Here is a 554-nt window from a genome sequence, read left to right as displayed (position 1 = left end):
TTTCGGGCGGCGTCTCGGGCACGACTGGCGGCGCCTCGGGCAGTGCGACGGGCGGTGCCACGGTCACCACGCCGACAACCCCTGGCACGGATACGACCACCACGAATTCCACGAATTCCATGAATTCGACGAATTCGACGAACCAGCCGGCCGGTATGCAGGATCGCTGCAAGGATACGGGCGCTAACGATACCGAGAACAACACGGCCAGCGGCAATACGACCTCGAACATGCAGAACTGCAACAAGTAGGGCGGTTTCGATTCGCGCCGGATCGCCGACACAAAAAAGCCCCGCCGGTGGAAGCCGTCGGGGCTCTTTCGTTGAGGCTAAGAAGATTCTCGCAGCTTCCGTTCTTACCCTGGCGCTCGCGACCTCGGGCGCCATGGCTCAGACAGCCGGCGCGAGCGGCGACGCCAGCGGCAGCGTTTCGGGCGGCGTCTCGGGCACGACTGGCGGCGCCTCGGGCAGTGCGACGGGCGGTGCCACGGTCACCACGCCGACAACCCCTGGCACGGATACGACCACCACGAATTCCACGAATTCCATGAATTC

The 554-nt window shown here is 64.3% G+C and carries 1 protein-coding gene; it reads right to left on the bottom strand.

Annotation, left to right across the window (positions count from 1 at the left end; genetic code table 11):
- On the bottom strand, positions 1–232 hold a 232-nt coding region (locus EOA75_RS34390), incomplete at its 3' end, for a hypothetical protein (RefSeq protein WP_164747796.1).
- Positions 233–554 lie beyond the last annotated feature (322 nt).

Source organism: Mesorhizobium sp. M1A.F.Ca.IN.022.07.1.1, assembly GCF_003997575.1.
GTDB lineage: Bacteria > Pseudomonadota > Alphaproteobacteria > Rhizobiales > Rhizobiaceae > Mesorhizobium.
The sequence above is the reverse complement of the archived record's forward strand: the minus strand, read 5'-3'. Positions and strand labels throughout refer to the sequence as shown.